Source organism: Sulfitobacter sp. PM12, assembly GCF_045586035.1.
Taxonomy (GTDB): Bacteria; Pseudomonadota; Alphaproteobacteria; order Rhodobacterales; family Rhodobacteraceae; genus Sulfitobacter; species Sulfitobacter pontiacus.
On sequence record NZ_CP151529.1, the window covers coordinates 673,475 to 690,663 of the forward strand.

Annotated in this window: 20 protein-coding genes; 13 read left to right on the forward strand and 7 right to left on the reverse strand. The window is 61.0% G+C overall.

What is annotated here, in order from left to right:
* Position 1: 1 nt before the first annotated feature.
* The gene (locus tag AADW22_RS03160) at positions 2-340 is read right to left on the reverse strand and encodes a P-II family nitrogen regulator (RefSeq protein WP_005851080.1); all 339 of its coding nucleotides are present in this window, start codon (positions 338-340) and stop codon (positions 2-4) included.
* Positions 341-596: 256 nt separating this feature from the next.
* Between AADW22_RS03160 and AADW22_RS03165 the strand changes: the two genes are divergently transcribed.
* Positions 597-2,768 carry a transglycosylase domain-containing protein gene (locus tag AADW22_RS03165; protein ID WP_180828601.1) on the forward strand — a complete coding sequence of 724 codons (2,172 nt, stop codon included), beginning with the start codon at positions 597-599 and terminating at the stop codon, positions 2,766-2,768.
* Between the two features lie 135 nt (positions 2,769-2,903).
* Here the strand turns inward: AADW22_RS03165 and AADW22_RS03170 are convergent, their stop codons facing one another.
* The 3 genes from AADW22_RS03170 to AADW22_RS03180 form a co-directional block, all read right to left on the reverse strand.
* On the reverse strand, positions 2,904-3,758 hold the full coding sequence (locus AADW22_RS03170) for a YdiY family protein (protein WP_005851082.1): 855 nt from the start codon (positions 3,756-3,758) through the stop codon (positions 2,904-2,906).
* A gap of 156 nt (positions 3,759-3,914) precedes the next feature.
* The gene (locus AADW22_RS03175; protein ID WP_005851083.1) at positions 3,915-4,814 is read right to left on the reverse strand and encodes a LysR family transcriptional regulator; all 900 of its coding nucleotides are present in this window, start codon (positions 4,812-4,814) and stop codon (positions 3,915-3,917) included.
* 104 nt (positions 4,815-4,918) lie between these two features.
* Positions 4,919-5,668 (reverse strand): VacJ family lipoprotein, encoded by a 750-nt coding sequence (locus AADW22_RS03180; protein ID WP_407474245.1) that lies wholly within the window; start codon positions 5,666-5,668, stop codon positions 4,919-4,921.
* A gap of 189 nt (positions 5,669-5,857) precedes the next feature.
* Between AADW22_RS03180 and AADW22_RS03185 the strand changes: the two genes are divergently transcribed.
* Genes AADW22_RS03185 through AADW22_RS03200 form a run of 4 tightly spaced genes read left to right on the forward strand, consistent with a single transcriptional unit; the run spans position 5,858 to position 8,620 of the window.
* Complete coding sequence (locus AADW22_RS03185) at positions 5,858-6,316, forward strand: RidA family protein (protein WP_009825875.1); 459 nt, start codon at positions 5,858-5,860, stop codon at positions 6,314-6,316.
* Positions 6,313-7,074 carry a glycerophosphodiester phosphodiesterase family protein gene (locus tag AADW22_RS03190; RefSeq protein ID WP_260004641.1) on the forward strand — a complete coding sequence of 254 codons (762 nt, stop codon included), beginning with the start codon at positions 6,313-6,315 and terminating at the stop codon, positions 7,072-7,074. Before AADW22_RS03185 ends, AADW22_RS03190 begins: the two co-directional genes overlap by 4 nt.
* Before the next feature lie 50 nt (positions 7,075-7,124).
* A complete protein-coding gene (locus AADW22_RS03195; protein ID WP_260004643.1) occupies positions 7,125-8,312 on the forward strand; it encodes a GNAT family N-acetyltransferase in 1,188 nt (395 codons plus the stop codon).
* A complete protein-coding gene (locus AADW22_RS03200; protein WP_005851091.1) occupies positions 8,309-8,620 on the forward strand; it encodes a 4a-hydroxytetrahydrobiopterin dehydratase in 312 nt (103 codons plus the stop codon). The genes AADW22_RS03195 and AADW22_RS03200 overlap by 4 nt, the downstream gene beginning before the upstream one ends.
* A gap of 87 nt (positions 8,621-8,707) precedes the next feature.
* Here the strand turns inward: AADW22_RS03200 and AADW22_RS03205 are convergent, their stop codons facing one another.
* Positions 8,708-9,196, reverse strand: coding sequence for a peroxiredoxin (locus AADW22_RS03205; RefSeq protein WP_005851093.1), 489 nt, complete (start codon positions 9,194-9,196; stop codon positions 8,708-8,710).
* A 92-nt stretch (positions 9,197-9,288) separates the two neighbouring features.
* Between AADW22_RS03205 and AADW22_RS03210 the strand changes: the two genes are divergently transcribed.
* From AADW22_RS03210 to pssA, 4 genes are all read left to right on the forward strand, one after another.
* Positions 9,289-10,497 (forward strand): NAD(P)/FAD-dependent oxidoreductase, encoded by a 1,209-nt coding sequence (locus AADW22_RS03210; protein ID WP_407474246.1) that lies wholly within the window; start codon positions 9,289-9,291, stop codon positions 10,495-10,497.
* Positions 10,494-11,045, forward strand: coding sequence for a 16S rRNA (guanine(966)-N(2))-methyltransferase RsmD (gene rsmD / locus AADW22_RS03215; protein WP_037964734.1), 552 nt, complete (start codon positions 10,494-10,496; stop codon positions 11,043-11,045). The genes AADW22_RS03210 and rsmD overlap by 4 nt, the downstream gene beginning before the upstream one ends.
* Before the next feature lie 91 nt (positions 11,046-11,136).
* Positions 11,137-11,796, forward strand: coding sequence for a phosphatidylserine decarboxylase (locus AADW22_RS03220; protein ID WP_174226618.1), 660 nt, complete (start codon positions 11,137-11,139; stop codon positions 11,794-11,796).
* 1 nt (position 11,797) lies between these two features.
* Positions 11,798-12,559, forward strand: coding sequence for a CDP-diacylglycerol--serine O-phosphatidyltransferase (gene pssA / locus AADW22_RS03225; protein ID WP_005851102.1), 762 nt, complete (start codon positions 11,798-11,800; stop codon positions 12,557-12,559).
* Positions 12,560-12,562: 3 nt separating this feature from the next.
* Here pssA and map read toward each other — a convergent pair whose 3' ends face one another.
* Entirely contained in the window at positions 12,563-13,378 is an 816-nt protein-coding gene (gene map, locus AADW22_RS03230) for a type I methionyl aminopeptidase (protein WP_037944888.1), read from the reverse strand.
* A 34-nt stretch (positions 13,379-13,412) separates the two neighbouring features.
* Positions 13,413-14,150, reverse strand: coding sequence for a DNA/RNA nuclease SfsA (gene sfsA, locus AADW22_RS03235; RefSeq protein WP_407474247.1), 738 nt, complete (start codon positions 14,148-14,150; stop codon positions 13,413-13,415).
* Between the two features lie 46 nt (positions 14,151-14,196).
* Here sfsA and AADW22_RS03240 point away from each other — a divergent pair, with 46 nt between their 5' ends.
* From AADW22_RS03240 to AADW22_RS03255, 4 genes are read left to right on the forward strand one after another with little or no spacing between them, the layout of a single operon-like run.
* Positions 14,197-14,916: a molybdopterin-binding protein gene (locus AADW22_RS03240; protein ID WP_132997486.1), complete on the forward strand. Its 720-nt coding sequence runs from the start codon at positions 14,197-14,199 to the stop codon at positions 14,914-14,916.
* On the forward strand, positions 14,913-15,623 hold the full coding sequence (locus AADW22_RS03245; protein WP_289081539.1) for a GNAT family N-acetyltransferase: 711 nt from the start codon (positions 14,913-14,915) through the stop codon (positions 15,621-15,623). The genes AADW22_RS03240 and AADW22_RS03245 overlap by 4 nt, the downstream gene beginning before the upstream one ends.
* Positions 15,624-15,635: 12 nt before the next feature.
* A complete protein-coding gene (locus tag AADW22_RS03250; protein ID WP_407474248.1) occupies positions 15,636-16,205 on the forward strand; it encodes a peroxidase-related enzyme in 570 nt (189 codons plus the stop codon).
* Positions 16,202-17,155, forward strand: coding sequence for an OmpA family protein (locus AADW22_RS03255; protein WP_407474249.1), 954 nt, complete (start codon positions 16,202-16,204; stop codon positions 17,153-17,155). Before AADW22_RS03250 ends, AADW22_RS03255 begins: the two co-directional genes overlap by 4 nt.
* Positions 17,156-17,189 lie beyond the last annotated feature (34 nt).

Sequence of the window (17,189 nt, forward strand, 5' to 3'; positions counted from 1 at the left end):
GTCAGATGGCGTCTTCGCCGGTTTCGCCGGTGCGCACGCGCACGGCTTGTTCAACGTCGAGGACAAAGATTTTGCCATCGCCGATCTTGCCGGTATGTGCGGTGCGGGTGATCGTTTCGACCATCTGGTCGGCCAGCGCATCTGCGACCACCAGTTCAAGCTTCACCTTGGGTACGAAGTTCACGACATATTCAGCGCCGCGGTAGATTTCGGTATGGCCGGATTGGGCGCCAAAGCCCTTGATCTCGGTCACCATCAGGCCACGCACGCCCGCTTCGGTCAGTGCTTCGCGCACCTCCTCGAGCTTGAATGGCTTGATTGTTGCGATAATGAGTTTCACCTATAATCCCTCTTCCAGATGGCAGGTACTTCCTGCGTTATGCCTTGGATAAAAGAGCGGCCGGTGCCCCTTGAAGGAAGGGTGCATCGCGCTTAGTGCCTCTCTGGGCGGGCGTGTTTGCCTGATTATTGGGCGCTGTGGGAAATGTGCCTAATTATTGGGCGTTAATTAGACGGCGCAGCGGGGCGTCTGCGCTAAACAAACCGCGCTGTGCAGGATAGAGTGCGAAAAAAAAGAATGGTTCAGCGAGCAGCATATGAGTGATTCATCCAAACGGAAGCGGCCCTTGGTTGCCGATAAACGCACCGCGGGCAAAGGCGGCAAACCGCCCCGCAAGCCGGTCGCGAAAAAGGCTCCGGCCAAGCGCAAGCCGGCACGTCGTGCGCCTGCGCGCCCCAAGGGGCCTATTGGCTGGCTGGCCGCGCTGGTGCGGTGGGTCTTTCGTTTGATCTGGACGATCGTCTGGCGGGTGACTGCCGTGGCGGTGCTGATGGTTGCCTTGGCCGTCGGCTATTTCTACACCACGCTGCCGCCGCTCGAGGCGCTGCTGGACGGCCGCGCGCGAGGGTCTGTCACGCTCAAGGATCGCTATGGTGATGTCTTTGCATGGCGCGGGGATCAGTTCGGCGGCGTCGTCACCGCAGACAGCGTATCCCCCGCTCTGAAGAACGCGGTAATCGCGACAGAGGACAAACGCTTCTATCGTCACTTTGGTGTCAGCCCGCGCGGCATCGCGTCGGCGGTCAAGATCAACCTGAGCGAAGGCCGCGGGCCGTTGTCCGGTCACGGGGGGTCGACGATCACGCAGCAGGTGGCCAAGCTGCTGTGTCTGGGTGAACCCTATGATGCGTCGTCGGGGCAGACGGAAAAGGAATACGAAGCCGAATGTCGCCGGTCCTCGCTGTCGCGCAAGGGCAAGGAAGCCCTGTTCTCCATGGCGATGGAGGCGAAGTATTCCAAGGATGATATCCTGTCGATCTACCTCAACCGCGCCTATATGGGCGGCGGTGCCTTTGGGGCCGAAGCTGCGGCGCAGCGCTTCTTTGGCAAACCGGCCGCCGCGTTGAAGCCTGCCGAGGGCGCGATGCTGGCGGGTCTGTTGACCGCACCGACCACGCTGTCACCGACCAATAATCTTGATCGGTCGCAAAGCCGTGCGGCAACCGTGATCCGCCTGATGGAGGATCAGGGCTATCTGTCAAAAGCCGAAGCGGATAACGCCATTGCCAACCCCGCCGAGCTGTCAGAAGCCGCAGAGGCCGAGGCGGGTGGCTATTTTGCCGATTGGGTGATGTCGTCGGGGCCGGAGTTCTTTACCCGCAACACGACCGAGGATGTGGTGATCAAGACCACCCTTGACCAAAAGATCCAGCGCGCCGCCGAGGAAGGTCTGAGCTGGGTGTTCGAAAACAAGGTCCGCGAAGGCTCCAAAGCGCAGGCGGCTGTGGTGATCATGTCTGCTGACGGGGCCGTGCGTGGTATGGTCGGTGGGCGCAAGACCAAGGTCGCGGGGGCCTTTAACCGCGCGACACAAGCGATGCGCCAGACCGGCTCTGCCTTCAAACCGTTTATCTATGCAGCGGCGCTGGATCTGGGGTATTCGCCGAACGATCTGATTGAAGACGCGCCCTATTGTCTGAACGTGCCCGGGTCGGGCCAATGGTGCCCGAAGAACTATACCAACAGCTTCAAGGGCAACGTGACGCTCACCACCGCGCTCAAAGATTCGCTGAACATTCCGGCGGTCAAAGTCTCGGAGAGTGTCGGACGCGATGTGGTCAGCCAGGTGGCCGAGCAATTCGGCATCAAAAGCGATCTGGCCGTCGGTCCGGCGCTGGCTCTTGGGGCGTCCGAAAGCACGTTGCTTGAAATGACAGGTGCCTATGCCGGCATCCTGAACGGCGGGTCATCCGTTAAACCCTATGGGCTGATTGATCTGACGTTGCAGGGCGACACTGATCCGGTAATGGGCACGGGCGGCGGTATCGGCGAGCGGGTCATTCAGGAAGATGCCGCGCTGCAACTGGTCTATATGATGGAAAAGGTCGTATCCGAAGGCACGGGGCAGCGGGCGCAATTTGGTGGTCGTGAACTGGCCGGTAAAACGGGCACGACACAGGCCAACCGCGACGCGTGGTTCATCGGTTTTTCCGCCGACTACGTGGCCGGTGTCTGGATGGGCTATGACGACAACACGCCGTTGACCGGTGTATCGGGGGGCGGGTTGCCCACCGAGATCTGGCAGCAGGTCATGATGCGCGTTCACGAAGGGCTGCCGAATACGCCGCTGCCGATGATCGTGCCGGAACCGCCAGTGGTGCAAGCCCCGCCGCAGCCTCAGCAACCGGCGCAGCCGCAGCGGGTGCCGCGTCAGGACAACCCACTGGGCGTCATCGACAGGGTGCTGCGCGATATCTTTGGCGGGTAAACACCCTGCCTCTGCCGCAGCACAGCGCTTTGGAAACGAAAGAAGGGAGGCCGGAATATTCCGGCCTCCCTTCCTTTTGTCGCATCCCCGAAGCCGGTACGAGGAGACCCGCCCCCGGGGGTTTGACGGTCTGGCTTAGAAGCCCAGAACCAGCGACACACCCAGGGTGTTGTCAGTGGATTTCAGGCCCGCAACCGGATCGGTGTTGTAGTCGGTACGGTAGCTTACGCGTGTCGACAGGTTGTCGGACATCTTGTAGTTGATGCCAGCGTCGTTCGACACGATGGTGTTCACATCAGAGCCGACGATGTCGGTGTCCATGGTGAAGGATACGATGTCGTTGAACGCGTAGAAGTAGCGCGACGAGGCGATGAAGCCGACTTCGGTTTCGGAGGTGCCGGTTGCGTCTTTAAAGTAGCGTACACCCGGGCCCGCTTGAACGCGCCATGTGTTGTCTTCTTTATTGATCGCGCGGTAACCCGGACCAAAGCCCAAGAATGCGTCTGTTTCGGAACCGTCAACGGCTGCACCGGATGTGTCGGTCAGGTAACCGTCATATTGATAACGGGCCAGGCCGAACGCATAGAACTCAGGCGTGAAGTAGCGGCTGCCTTCATAGGTACCAAAGAACTTCTCTTCGCTCTTGGTGCCGTTTGCTTCGCCGTATTCTACCGCAAAACCAACCAGGTGGTTCCAGTCGCCGACACCGTATGTCAGGCGGCCAGCGCCCGATACTTCGCCGTTGTCTGTGTTGCCGCTGGTGCCCGATGCGGACAGGGCGAAAGACCCGCGCCAACCTTGGGCAACGCCATTGGCGCCATAACGTTCTGCGTCGGTGCCGCGGGCCAGGTCGGTGTTCACATCATCGGTGATGTCGTCGATCTGGTCGTTCAGCGTTTCAATGCCAAGCGCACGTTGCTGCGCGAAAACTGGAGCAGCAGCCAAGAGTGCGATTACGGAAACCGCGGACGCTTTAAGTACTGTATTCATTGGGGAATCCTTTCCCTTAGAAGTGACCCACCTCGTTGATTGAGGCGAGAGCATCTCTGCTGAGAATGGATTTAAGATAGGGGGTCAGATAAGTGAAATTCGAATAAATCGTGCATGAAGCAAGTATTACTCGTGTTAACTGCCCTTGAAGCGGAATTAAGGCGTGTTCTGCCCGTTGTCCAAGCTCTCGATCAGGATATTTTGTTGATTTTCAGCCGCTTGAGCGAGGTCCATCAAACTACGCCGAGCGATCGACAGCATCTCGGGGTCCAGATCTTCGCGCCAGACCACCCATGCGGGGTACGCAAAGCGTGGGGAATTTGCCACAACATGCAGTTTTCCAACGTCGAGATACCGTTGCACTGCCCGTGCGGGCAGGTAGGCAGCGGCGCGACGGTTGACGATATAGTCGGCCGCAAGCCCGCCAAGGGCCAATGATCGCCCCGAATTGGTCAGATGGGGCAGGGCGCTGGCGTGCATATGCGTAAACTCGGGCCCCCAGTCGACTGCGACATATTCTTTGCCAAGGTCTTTGACGTCCGTTTCAAAGGACGCGACGAGAATCAGTTCTTCCTCCAGCACGGGTTCAACGCGCAAACCGGGGCGCAGCTGCGGGGTGTAAAGCAAGGCGGCCTGAATAACCCCTTCGACCAGAAACCGCGTCAGCCGGTCGGACATGCCCATTTCGGCGTGAATACTAAGTTCGGGCATCATCGCTTGCATCGCGTCGATCCAGCGAAAGCCAAGCTTGTGCCACAGCGCGTGCTGTGCGCCGAAGGAAAAGCTGCGGCTGTATCCTTCGGGGATAGCGATCTGCTGGCGCGCTTCTTCCCATATCTTGAGAAGGCTCAGCGCATATGAGGTGAATTGTTCGCCTTCCGAGGTCAGCACCGCCCCCGCTTTCGATCGTTTGAACAGCGGGTGGCCCAGGCTGTCCTCAAGCCGTTGCACGCGCAGGCTGACAGCGGATTGGGTGACAAACAGCCGTTCGGAAGCAGCGACAAAAGAGCCGGTGTTGGCGACTTCGATAAAGGTTTTGATCAGGGTGATATCCATGCCCTGATCATGATCCTCCGCAGGCCCGTTGCCAAGCTGCCCTGACCTGAATCGCGCGCCCCTATCCGAAAGAGACCGGAAGGGAGGCGCGAGTTATTTAATGCTTAGTCAACCATGCGCGGGCCGGTGGTGGCGGCGATGCTGGTGGGGCGCGCCAGATCGGCACGGCGCTTTTGCAGATAGTCCTTACGTGCCTGGGCATAGCTGTCGCCCGATGCGGAGATTGGCACTTGTTTGCCATTCACGATGCGGCGGTTTTTCTCGAATGCGCTATCGGCATAGCCGGTGACGGTGCCGACGTAGCTTTCGGGGCTATCAAGCGTATAGGACAGCGGGTTGGTGAACAGGTCCACCACGCGGCCGGCGGTGTCGCGGCGGGTCGATGGGCCGATCAGCGGAAGTTCGATATACGGGCCTTCGCCCACACCCCAGACATACAGCGTTTCGCCAAAGTCGGTATCATGCTCGGGCACTTTGAATTCGCTCGCGACGTCGAACAGGCCGCCCATCCCAAGCGTGCTGTTTACCAAGAAGCGGTAGGTAGACAGGCCAAAGCCCGCGACATCGGCCTGCAAGGCGCTGTTGACGGCAGCTTGCGGCATCGACAGGTTCTCGGAGACGTTATGCACGACCGTCTGGAATTCGATCGGCACCGCCCCCAGCACGCGGTTGGGTTTGCCCGATCCGCCGATCTTCTGATTGAAGGCGTGGACCTTGCGGTTACCGACCTCGTGCGGGTCATTGACCCCTGCGGGCTGGGGGCGCGATGCACCGCTACAGGCGGCAAGACCTGCAACCAAAGTGACACCCACAAGGGCGCGCAGCGATGTGGAGAGGGTCGTGGCCTTGAACATGGTATAAATCCCGAAAACGCGTGAAAAACATGGTTTGTTATGCGCAGCGTCCCCGAAATACGCAACATGAGTTTCCTTGGGCATCTCGCGTTGGTGGCAGGTGTTGCAGTTCCTCCCTCTTGGGTCTTTTCGTTTCGGCATCGCATCGCTATCGTCCCGCCAAAGCCATTCATTCCAAGGAAGTCCCCCATGAGCATCACCAGCCGTCTGAACGATCTTGGCGTCACCCTGCCTGACGCACCTGCCCCTGCGGCGAACTATGTGCCCTTCGTGAAAACCGGCAACACGGTCTATGTGTCGGGCCAGATCTCGAACGGGCCGGACGGGTTCATCACCGGAAAACTGGGCGCGGATATGGATGTCGCCGCGGGTGCCGAAGCCGCCAAGACCTGCGCGATCAGCTTGCTGGCGCAAGTCAAAGCCGCATGTGACGGCGATATCGAACGGCTCAAGCGGGTGGTGAAGTTGACGGCCTTTGTGAACTCCACCGCCGATTTCACCGACCAGCCCAAAGTGGTTAACGGGGCCTCTGACTTCCTTGTCGAAGCTTTGGGGGATGCGGGGCGTCACGCGCGCTCGGCCGTTTCTGCCGCCTCCTTGCCGCTGGGTGTCGCGGTCGAGATCGAAGGCATTTTCGAAATCGAATGACCCTACCACTGGCGTTTTATACGACCCCTATTGCGCATCGCGGTTTTCATCACCGCGATGCCGGTCGGCCCGAAAACAGCTTTGCCGCCTTTCAGGCCGCGATTGATCGAGGCTATGGCATCGAGCTTGATGTGCAACTGTCACGCGATGGTGTGGCGCTGGTGTTTCACGACTATGCGCTGGATCGCCTGACAGGCCAGACCGGTGCCATCCGGCAACGCGATGCGGATGACCTGTGCCAGATTACGCTCACCGGCGGCAGCGACACTATTCCCACCCTGCCGCAGGTGCTGGAACTGATCGCAGGACGCGTGCCGCTGCTGGTCGAGATCAAGGATCAGGACGGTGCAATGGGCACGAACATCGGGCCGCTGGAAGATGCGGTGGCAGAAGCCCTGCGCGACTATGCGGGCGATGTGGCTATCATGTCGTTCAACCCCAACAGCGTCGCGCGGATGGCAGAGCTGCTGCCGGATGTGCCGCGTGGATTGGTGACCAGCGCCTATCGCTATGTCGAATGGCCGCTGCCCAAAGCCACCTGTGACCGCCTGCGCGAGATCCCCGATTACGACCGCACCGGCGCGTGTTTCATCAGCCACGAGGTCGACGATCTGCCCCGCCCCCGCGTGGCAGAGCTGCGCGAGGCAGGCGCGATGATCTGCTGCTGGACCGTGCGCAGTCTTTCAGTTGAAAACGGCGCACGTGAATTTGCGCATAATATCACCTTCGAAGGCTATGACGCGCCGCTGCAAGGTTGAACCGTCCGGCTTCGGCCACAGATAAGGCCTATGACAACGGGACATCCAGTATGAACGCGCGCGACGTCGAAATCAGAATTGCCTCGCGCATCGCGCAAATCGGTCAGGCGGAATGGGACGCCTGTGCCTGCCCCGAAGCCGCCGGGGGCGCGCGCCCCGCGGACCCCTTTACCACCTTTCGTTTTCTTTCGGCGCTAGAGGAAAGCGGCAGCGTCGGCCCCGGTACGGGGTGGCAGCCGCAATACCTCAGCGCTGCCATTGACGGTCAGATCATCGCGGTGGCGCCGATGTACGCCAAGTCACACAGTCAGGGTGAATACATCTTTGACCACAGCTGGGCCCATGCTTTTGAACGGGCGGGCGGGCGCTATTACCCCAAGCTGCAGATCGCCGTGCCCCATACCCCTGCCACGGGCCGCCGTTTCCTGACCCGTCCGGGGTTTGAAGAGACAGGCACCGCGGCCCTCATCCAGGGGGCGGTCCAGCTGACGGATTCAAACGGGCTGTCGTCCTTGCACATTACCTTTTGTACCCAGGACGAGGCCGCTGCGGCAGAGCAACTGGGCATGCTGACCCGCAAAAGCCAGCAGTTCCACTGGCACAACGCGGGCTTTGAGGACTTCGACGGGTTCCTTGCCACGCTCAGCTCGCGCAAGCGCAAGAACATCCGCAAGGAACGCCAGCAGGCACAGGCCTTTGGCGGAGAGATAGAGGTGTTCACCGGTGACGATCTTCAGCCCGAACATTGGGATGCGTTCTGGCAATTCTATCAGGACACAGGTGCGCGCAAATGGGGCACGCCCTATCTGACACGCGCATTCTTCGACATCGCCCAGGACCAGCTACGCGACGACATGGCACTGGTGCTGGCCAAACGGGATGGTGCATGGGTGGCGGGCGCGCTGAACTTTATCGGTGCCGATGCGCTTTATGGGCGCTATTGGGGCTGCACCGAACATCATCCGTTCTTGCACTTTGAACTGTGCTATTATCAGGCCATCGATATCGCGATCAAGCTGGGCCTCTCTACCGTCGAGGCAGGTGCGCAGGGGGAACACAAGCTCGCGCGCGGTTACCTGCCACAGGCGACGTGGTCGCTGCATTGGATGCGGGACGAGGGTTTTATGCGCGCTGTTGAAGACTATCTTGTACAGGAACGGGCAGCCGTTGACGAAGAGATAGACATTTTGACAGATTACGGCCCATTCAAAAGGGTCGAGGTTGAGGAACAGGAATGAGCGAAAGATTAAGCGAAGAGACGCGCAAAACCGTATTGGCCCCCTTGTTCAGCACAGGCTGGGCTATGGTGGAGGACCGGGATGCGATCGTCAAAACCTTCAAGTTCAATGATTTCGCGGATGCTTTCGGCTGGATGACCCGCGCGGCGATCTGGGCCGAAAAATGGAACCACCATCCAGAGTGGGAGAACGTCTATAACAAGGTGATCGTTACCCTGACGACCCATGACGTGGATGGCCTAAGCTCGCTTGATGCTAAGCTGGCGCGCAAGATGGATGGATTGATGGGCGAGGTCAAAGCGGGCTAAGGCACCATTGACCGTCGCATTATCCAAAGAAAAACGCAGCCCCGGTGTCCCCGCGGCTGCGTTTTTCATTTTCAGGGTCGTGCCGGATTACATGTTGTCCAGCAGCGCCTCGCCGCCCGACATGTCGCAGACGCCGGGTTGGACCTCGGCCTGGAACAGCGTGACCTTGCCGTCATCCACCAGCATCGCATAGCGTTTGGAGCGCGAGATCAGCCCCGCGGGCTCGGCCGAGAATTCCATGCCGATGGCTTTGGTAAAGGCGCTGTTGGCATCGGCGAGCATGGTGATGCCAGCCGCCGTCGCGCCTGTCGATTCACCCCAAGCGGCCATAACAAAGGGGTCATTGCAGGACACGCAGATGATCTCGTCCACGCCTTTGGCGTCGAACTGGTCCTTGGTGCGCACAAAGCTGGGCACATGGGCGGAATCGCAGGTGGGCGTATAGGCACCGGGCACGGCAAAGACGACGACCTTGCGGCCCTTTAGCTTGTCAGCCATCTGCACAGGCTGCGGGCCGTCCGGCCCCATTTGCACCAGCGTTGCATCGGGCAGCGTGTCGCCTTGAGAAATCGTCATATGCGTGACCTTTCGTGTCATTGCGTTTGTCTTCACGGAAGATATAGGCTTTGCACGCAGGCAGGAACACGGTTTTTTCGAAAGGGGCAAGGATGGGTCATGTGGTGGTGATCGGGGCAGGGCAGGCGGGGTCATCCTGTGTGGCCAAGCTGCGCAACTCCGGCTTTGAGGGTAAGATCACGTTGATCGGGGCCGAAACCGTGCCCCCCTACCAGCGCCCGCCCTTGTCCAAGGCCTATCTGTTGGGCGACATGGCGCTTGAGCGGCTGTATCTGCGGCCCGAGAGTTTTTACGCCGACCACGGGATTGACCTGATGCTTGGCACCACGGTCGACAGCATCGATCCGGCGGCGCAGACCGTGCGGGTGAACGGCGGCGATATGGCCTATGACGATCTGGTGCTGACCACCGGATCTTTCCCGCGTCGTCTGCCCGCGCATATCGGTGGCGATCTGGCGGGCGTGCATGTGGTGCGCGACCTCAGCGATGTCGATACGATGGGCCCGCGCTTTACCAAAGGCGCGCGGGTGCTGATCGTCGGCGGTGGCTATATCGGGCTAGAGGCCGCCTCGGTCGCGGCCAAGCTGGGGTTGCAGGTGACACTGGTAGAGATGGGCGATCGCATCCTGCAACGGGTCGCGGCCCCGCAGACCTCTGACTTTTTCCGCGCGCTGCACGAGGCGCATGGCGTCACCATCCGCGAAGGCGTCGGGCTTGAGCGTTTGACAGGCGACACGCATGTCACCGGCGCTGAACTGTCGGACGGCACGACGCTGGACGTGGACTTCGTGATCGTCGGCGTTGGCATCGGGGCGGCGACGGCGCTGGCCGATGCGGCGGGGATCGTGAATGACAACGGCATTATGACCGACAGCCACGGGCGCACCTCTGCGCCGCATGTCTGGGCTGCAGGCGATTGCGCGTCCTTCCCTTATCGCGGCGGGCGCATCCGGTTGGAATCTGTGCCAAACGCCATTGATCAGGCCGAGCTGGTCGCGGAAAACATCATGGGTGCGGATAAGGAATATGTCGCCAAGCCGTGGTTCTGGTCGGACCAGTATGACGTGAAACTGCAGATCGCGGGGCTGAACATGGGCTATGATCGCGTGATCACCCGACGCAGCGACGCCGATAACGTGGCCTTCTGGTACTATCGCGGGGACGAACTGCTGGCGGTGGATGCAATGAACGATCCGCGCGGCTTCATGATCGGGCGCCGGTTGATCGAGGCGGGCAAATCCCCCGCGCCTGCGCTGATCGAAGACCCGAACACAGACCTAAAGGCACTACTGAAGTCATGAGGATCATCGCTGGCAAACACCGTGGCACCCAACTGGCCGACGTGGGCAAGGGCGATGCGGATGCGCATTTGCGTCCTACCTCTGACCGCGTACGCGAGAGCCTGTTTTCCATGCTGACCCATCACAATGTGATCAACGGCGCGCGGGTGCTTGACCTGTTCGCGGGCACCGGTGCCCTTGGGCTAGAGGCGTTGTCGCGCGGTGCACGCGAGGTGGTGTTCATCGAGAACGGGCGCGTCGGGCAAAAGCTGATCACCGAGAACATCAAGAAGCTGCGGGCCGAGAGCGCGACCACGCTGATGCGCTCCGACGCGACGGCCCTTGGGGGGTGGATCGCGGCGCCGTTCGATCTGGTCTTTCTCGACCCGCCTTATGGCAAGGGGATGGGCCAGACCGCCTTGGTCAAGGCGCGCGCGGGCGGCTGGCTGACACCCGATGCCATGATCGTCTGCGAGGAAAACGCCCCGCTTGATCCGCCACAAGGGTTCACGCGCGAGGACAAGCGCAAGTATGGCGACACCTGGATCACCCTGCTGCGCCAAGACTAGCCCAGTGGCCATCAACAGTTGCCGCTTTGCATTCGCTGCGCTGCGGCCTATGTGCTAACAAAGACGTAAAGGAAAGTAGACCGCCATGAGCCTGAGCATGACCAGCACCTTCATCAAGCCGATGCACCCCGAGGGGCGCAAGTTCGTGGCGATCTTTGCCGCGATCACGCTGGTGCTTTTTATCATCGCTGAACCACTAGGGTGGCTGGGTGTGGGCGCAACCGTCTGGTGCTACTACTTTTTCCGTGACCCTGAGCGGGTGACACCCAAGGGCGATAACCTTGTCATCAGCCCTGCCGATGGCATCGTATCGCTGATCGAACCTGCCGTGCCCCCCGCAGAGTTGGGAATGCCCGACACGCCGCTGACACGGGTCAGCGTGTTCATGAACGTATTTAACTGCCACGTGAATCGCGCCCCCGTCGCGGGCGAGATCACCGAAATCGCTTACCGCCCCGGCAAGTTTTTCAACGCCTCGCTGGACAAGGCGAGCGAGGATAACGAACGCAACAGCCTGCGCATCAAGATGGCCGACGGCCGCGAGGTCGCCGCCGTCCAGATCGCCGGTCTGGTGGCGCGTCGTATCGTGTGTTTCACCAAGAAGGGCGCGCATACGCAGGCGGGTCAACGCTTTGGTCTGATCCGCTTTGGGTCGCGCGTCGATGTCTACCTCCCCGAGGGGGTCACCCCGCGCGTCAGCATCGGTCAGACGATGGTCGCAGGCGAAACCGTGCTGGCAGAGCTTTCCTGAGATGACCGATCAGCCCCCCGTCGCGCCGGATAAGACGAAAACCGAATTCTCGTTGCTGCAGCTGTTGCCCAACATGCTGACCATTGCCGCGATCTGTGCCGGTATTTCCGCGATCCGTTTCGCCGCCGAGGGGAATATCGCGCTGGCTGTGGCGCTGATCACTCTGGCGAGTATCCTTGACGGGATGGACGGGCGCACCGCGCGCTATCTGGGCTTCAACAGCAAGATCGGGGCCGAGCTCGACAGTCTTGCGGATTTTGTGAATTTCGGCGTTGCCCCGCCTTTGGTGGTGTATTTCTGGGGGCTGCAGGATTCCTACCGCGCGGGCTGGCTGGCGGTGCTGGTCTTTGCGATCTGTTGCGTTATGCGGCTGGCGCGGTTCAACGTCGATTCCCGCACCAAAGACCCGCTGGACGATGGCGGCTACTTCACCGGTGTGCCGTCGCCTGCAGGTGCGATGCTGGTGATGCTGCCGATCTATCTGCCCTATGCCTTCGGCCCCGGTGCGGCTCTGCCCGACGTGGTATCCAGCCTGTATATCGTGCTGGTCGGCTGGGTCATGGTCAGCCGCATCCCCACGTGGTCGTTCAAATCGGTCAGCTTTTCGCGCGCCAACGTGACCTATTTCCTGATCTTCTTTACCGGCTTTATCGCCTGCCTGGTCAGCTTCCCCTGGGCCACACTGGTGATCTGCTGCTTTGCCTATGCAGGCAGCGTGCTGTGGGCCGTGATCGAGCTGAAGCTGGCCAAGCGCCGGGGCTGAGGATCAGCCCTGGCTATAGGTCGGGTGGAACATACCGGCGGGGGATTCGGTAAAGATCTCGTATCCGGTTTCGGTCACGCCGATAGAGTGTTCAAACTGCGCTGACAGGGATTTGTCGCGGGTGACCGCTGTCCAGTCATCGGCCAAGACCTTGGTCTCTGCGCGGCCCAGATTGACCATCGGTTCAATGGTAAAGAACATGCCGGGTTCCAGCACGGCACCGGTGCCGGGGCGGCCATAGTGCAGCACGTTTGGCGGTGCGTGGAACACGCGGCCCAACCCGTGACCGCAGAAATCTGTCACAACGCTCATCCGGTGGGATTCCGCGAAGGTCTGGATCGCGTGGCCGATGTCGCCAAAGGTATTGCCGGGCTTCACGACCTCGATCCCGCGCATCAGCGCGTCATGGGTCACGTTGATCAACCGCTCTGCCTTGCGCGACAGCTTACCCGCGACATACATGCGCGAGTTATCCCCGTACCAGCCATCGACAATCACGGTGACGTCGATGTTCAGGATGTCGCCATCCTTCAGCTTTTTGTCACCGGGGATGCCGTGGCAGACGACATGGTTCAGCGAGATACAGCTGGCGTGTTGATAGCCCTTATACCCGATGGTGGCAGACTTCGCGCCGGCGTCTTCGATCATCTGCGTGATCACACCGTCAATGGCACCGGTGGTCTGTCCGACAAACACATGTTCGGCGATGTCATCAAGGATTTGCGCCGCCAGCTTGCCCGCCGCGTGCATCCCCGCGAAATCCGAGGGGTCGTAAATGCGAATGCCATCTTTGGTCTGGCGTCCTCGGTGTTCGTTCATCACCGCTGTCTCCGTCATATGAATTTGGTGCTGTCTAACCCGCTTGGCCCCCAAGAGCCAGTGCAGGCGGGTCGATTAGGGGGATTGCGCCCGCAACGCTGACCCCGAGGGGGCTGATATGGGTGCCGATGACATGGGTTTCCAGCCCCGCGGCGCGGGCGTCGGCAAAAGCGGCGGCATAGGCGGGATCGATATCGGCCGCCACGCTAAAGGCGCTGCAATCGGTCCGCTGCACCAGATAAAGCAGCACGGCGCGGTGCCCGTCCCGTGCCATCTGCGCCAGCTCTCCCAGATGCTTTGCGCCGCGTTTGGTCACGCTATCGGGGAATTCGACCAGCCCCTCGCGGCGCGACAGGGTGGCGGATTTCACCTCGACATAGGCGTCGGGCAGGCCGGGCTCGGCCAGCAGAAAGTCGATGCGCGAGTTTTCACCATATTTCACTTCGGGCCGCACGGTCGTGTAGCCCGCGAACGGGGCGATCTGCCGATCCATTAACGCGGCCTTGATCGCACGGTTCGGCAGCGCGGTATCGACGCCGGTGAAATGCCCGTTCTCGTGGTCAACCAGCCGCCAGCCGTAATTCAGCTTGCGTTTGGGGTCGTCGTTCGGCTCAAGCCAGATTTTCATGCCCGGTGTGGCCAGCCCCATCATCGACCCGGGGTTGGCGCAATGAGCCGTCACCTCGGTCCCGTCCTCAAGCTGGCAATCGGACAGAAACCGTTTGTAGCGGCGGATCAGGCGGGCGGGGACAAGTTCGGTTTGAAAGCGCATGGGGGGTGACCTATACCTCAATCAACGGCCCCTCAAGGAGACAGCCATGCCCAACCCCACTGCTGCGATGATCGTCATCGGCGATGAGATCCTGTCGGGGCGCACCCGCGATTCAAACATGCACCATCTGGCGGGGCAGTTGACCAGCGTCGGGATCGACCTGAAAGAAGTCCGTGTGGTGGGGGATGAAAACGGCACGATCATTGCCGCCGTGCAGGAACTGTCGCGCGTCTATGACAGCGTGTTCACCAGTGGCGGCATCGGGCCGACCCATGATGACATCACCGCCGATTGCATCGCCGCTGCGTTCAACAAGCATATCGACGTGCGCGAGGATGCCCGCGCCATTCTGGCCGACCACTACGCCAAAAGCGCGACAGAGCTGAACACCGCCCGTCTGCGCATGGCGCGTATCCCCGATGATGCCACGCTGATCGACAACCCCGTGTCGGCGGCACCGGGGTTCAAGCTGGAAAACGTCTATGTCATGGCCGGTGTCCCCGCCGTGTTCGAGGCGATGGTCGCCAGCGTTCTGCCAACCCTGACCGGCGGGGCCCCCCTGATCAGCGCCACCCATCGCATCGAACGCGGAGAGGGCGACATCGCCGGACCGTTGGGAGAGTTGGCGCATAGCTATCCCAACCTCTCTATCGGGTCCTACCCCTTCCAGAAAGACGGCAAATACGGCGCGCATATCGTGATCCGTGGCAATGATCAGGCCGAGGTCGACGCGGCGATGGCAAAGCTCGCGCAGGTGTTCCCGTGACCGATCTGACGCAGCTTTATCAGGTCATCGACCACACATGGCCCGCCGTGAAAATCTGGACCGAAACCGGCTGGACCCTGCGGGACGGGCAGGGCGGGGGCAAACGCGTCTCTGCCGCGACGATGGCCGAACCCAATGCGGATATCGGTCTGGCCGAGGCCGCGATGCACGCCATGAACCAGCGCCCGATCTTCATGATCCGCGACGGCGACGACACGCTGGATACAGAACTGGCCGCGCGCGGGTATGACATCGTCGATCCGGTGAATGTCTATATCGCGCCGGTCGGCAAGCTGACCGATGTGCCGATGCCGCGGGTGACCGCTTTCCAGATCTGGGAGCCGCTGGCCATCATGACAGAGATTTGGGCCAAGGGCGGCGTTGGTCCTGAACGGATCAACGTGATGCACCGCGCCGCGACCAAAACCGCGATCCTGACCCGCTGGAACGAGATGCCCGGTGGCGTCGCCTTTGCCGCGCTGCATGATGGCGTGTGCATGGTCCATGCGGTCGAGGTGCTGGAACACCAGCGCGGGCAGGGTGTCGCCAAATGGCTGATGCGCAGCGCCGGTTTCTGGGCGCAGGCGCATGGGGCGACGCAGGTGGCGGTTCTTTGCACAAAGGCGAACGCGGCCGCGAACCGCCTGTATCAAGGACTGGGCTTTGATCTGGTAGGGCACTATCATTACCGTCAATCCCCTGACTAAAGGAGCCGCCCCATGGCGCATGATGCCCCCACTGCCCTGAACCTGCCGATGGTCGATCCGCTGCCCGAGGACACGCAGAAATACTTTGATGTCTGTCAGGAAAAGCTGGGGATGGTGCCGAATGTGCTGCAAGCCTATGCCTTTGACATCGACAAGCTGAACGCCTTTACCGCGATGTACAACGACCTGATGCTGGGCGCGTCGAACCTTTCAAAGCTGGAGCGCGAGATGATTGCGGTCGTCGTGTCGTCCGTGAACAAATGCTACTATTGCCTGACGGCCCATGGCTCGGCGGTGCGGCAACTGTCGGGCAATCCGATCCTTGGGGAACAGATGGTGATGAACTGGCGTGTCGCCGATCTGGATGCGCGGCAAACGGCGATGCTGGCTTTTGCCGAACATCTGACCGTCGCCAGCGCCAAAACCACCGAGGCGGACCGTCAGGCGCTGCGCGATGTGGGCTTTTCCGACCGCGATATCTTTGACATCGCGTCGGTCACGGGGTTCTTCAACATGACCAACCGCGTCGCCAGCGCGACCGAAATGAAACCGAACGACGCTTATCACGCGCAATTCAGATGATCATCTGGCGTGCCGGGCTGATCTGGCTTTTACTGGCGGGCACGGCCCATGCGCTGGACCTGTCGCTGCCCGCTGCGGCGCGGCAGACCGTGACGCGCGATACCGACCCTGACAGCTACCTTGCCCCGACCTCTGCCTTTGAGGACGGCGGCTTTGCCAGCGTCAAGATCGAAGGCGCGGTTGCGCGCTCTGCCTGGCGGTTAGAGGCTCCGGGCCTCACGCCCCTACAGATTATGCGGCCCCTGCGCACCCAGCTAGAGGACGCAGGCTACAGGATCGTTCTGGATTGCAGCGCCGAGGTCTGCGGCGGTTTCGATTTCCGCTTTGCGATCGAAACACTGCCCGCGCCGAACATGTATGTCGATCTGCGCCAGTACCAGTTTGTCACCGCCGTCAAAGGGTCGCTGCAATCACCTGACGCCGTTGCGACCCTTCTGGTCAGCACAACCGATACCTCTGCCTATCTGCAGATCGTTGAGGCGGATGCGCAAGGCCAGGCGTCCAGCCCGTCGGTGCGAGAGGTGGCGGAAGACACCCGGACCTTGGCCCCCGATGCCCCCGCGCAAAGCCAGTCAGAGATGGCTGCGGCGTTGCAGAATACCGGCCATGTGGTGCTGGCTGCGCTTGATTTCGGCACCGGCACCGCGGCCTTGGGGCAGGGGGAGTTTGATGCGCTGGCCAATCTGGCGGCGGTGCTGAAAGACCAGCCCGATCTGCGGATTGTTTTGGTGGGCCACACCGATAGCGTCGGCGGGCTGCAAAATAATATTGCCCTGTCGCGAAGCCGCGCGGCGGCGGTGCGGCGGCGGCTGATCACGGCGCATGGCATCTCGGGCGACAGGATCGAGGCGCAGGGCATGGGCTATCTGTCGCCAATCGCGTCCAACCAGACCAAAGCGGGGCGTGACGCCAATCGACGGGTCGAGGCCGTGCTTTTACCCGCGCCCTGACCCCGAACAGAAAAATCCCCGCATCCCTGAAAAG